This window comes from bacterium (assembly GCA_026414725.1).
Taxonomy (GTDB): Bacteria; Ratteibacteria; UBA8468; order B48-G9; family JAFGKM01; genus JAAYXZ01.
In genome coordinates this window covers 1-1,471 of the sequence record JAOAIL010000048.1, presented here as the reverse complement: position 1 = coordinate 1,471, position 1,471 = coordinate 1, and the positions used below count along the sequence as shown (strand labels likewise).

Here is a 1,471-nt window from a genome sequence, read left to right as displayed (position 1 = left end):
CTTTTCCCCTCATCCTTTACTTTCCCCCCTCATATGGGGAGGATTTAACCTTTATAATACCTCTTTCAAATCATCCTCTGGTTCTTTTATCACCCTTATGTCAAAATTATCCTTCAATACCTTCAGAATATCCTCATTCACCCAGGCAGGTATAATCGGTCCTATCCTGATTCCCTTAATACCTAAATAAAGCAAACTCCACAGGATTGCCACTGCCTTCTGCTCCATCCAAATTAAGAAATAAGACACAGGTAAGTCATTGATATCCTTTACTCCAAAAAGTTCTGCCAGTGAAGTGATTATATCTATCCCCACAATTGTATCATTACACTGACCAATATCAATGAGACGTGGAATTCCCTCTATCTTCCCTAAATCCAACTCATTAAACCTGAACTTACCGCAGGCAAGTGTTATGACAACTGTATCTTCAGGTAATATCTCCACAAGTTTCCTGAAATACTCATTCTTGCTTGATGGACTATCACAACCTCCCACTACAAAAAACCTTCTTATCTTACCCTTTTCTACAAGATGCTTTATCTTATCCTTTGCAGACAGTATTGAAGAAAGAGAAAAACCCGTTGTTAAAACCGTCTCTCCTTCCTTTTCAGATAGTTCAGGAAGTGTCTTTGCCATCTCAATCACTTCAGAAAAATCATAACCGGAGATATGCTTCACTCCTGGCAGTCCTGTAATCCCTGTGGTGAAAAACCTGTCCTTATAGTCATCCTTCGGGATTAGAAGACAGTTTGAACTTCCTACAATAACAGCAGGGATTTCAGAAAATAAACTTCTCTGGTCATACCATGCCTTACCGAGGTTCCCTGCCAGATTTTCATACTTCCTTATACCCGGGTATCCATGTGCAGGCAGAAGTTCTGAGTGGGTGTAAACATTAATTCCTTCTTTCTGTGCCTGCTTTAATACCTCCTCTAAAACCTTTAAACTGTGTCCTGTAACAATAATTCCTTTGCCTTTTTTTGTACCTGTGGAGACATTAACTGGCTCTGGCTCTCCATATGTCTCTATATGTGCTTTTTTAAGCAGTCGCATCGTCTCCACATTTATTCTTCCTGTATCCAGAGCAAGTTTTATAAACCTGTCTGCATCAAAGTTTACATTGGTAAGGGTAGAGTAGAGGCACTCCACTAAAAACTTCTCAAGGTTGCTATCCTTATATCCCAGTTCTCCTGCATGGTAAAGATATGCACTTATTCCTTTGAGTCCAAAGATTAGATTGTCCTGTAGCCGTGCTACAGTAGGGTTTTTCCCGCACACACCATAGTTTATACATCCTTTACCATCCCTCGTCTGGCTGCACTGATAACAAAACATTTTAAAGTTATCCATATCTTCTCCTTTTTATTACTTTTATTATCAAATTAGTAATATTATACCTTAAAAAATTTTTCTGTCAAGAGATATTTTTCTTCCCTCTCCCTTAGAGGGGAGAGGGACAGGGTGAGGG

At 39.4% G+C, this 1,471-nt stretch carries 1 protein-coding gene; it reads right to left on the bottom strand.

Annotated elements, in window-relative coordinates:
* Nucleotides 1–51: 51 nt before the first annotated feature.
* Nucleotides 52–1,353: a hydroxylamine reductase gene (gene hcp, locus N3D17_07755; protein ID MCX8083257.1), complete on the bottom strand. Its 1,302-nt coding sequence runs from the start codon at nucleotides 1,351–1,353 to the stop codon at nucleotides 52–54.
* Between the last annotated feature and the right edge of the window lie 118 nt (nucleotides 1,354–1,471).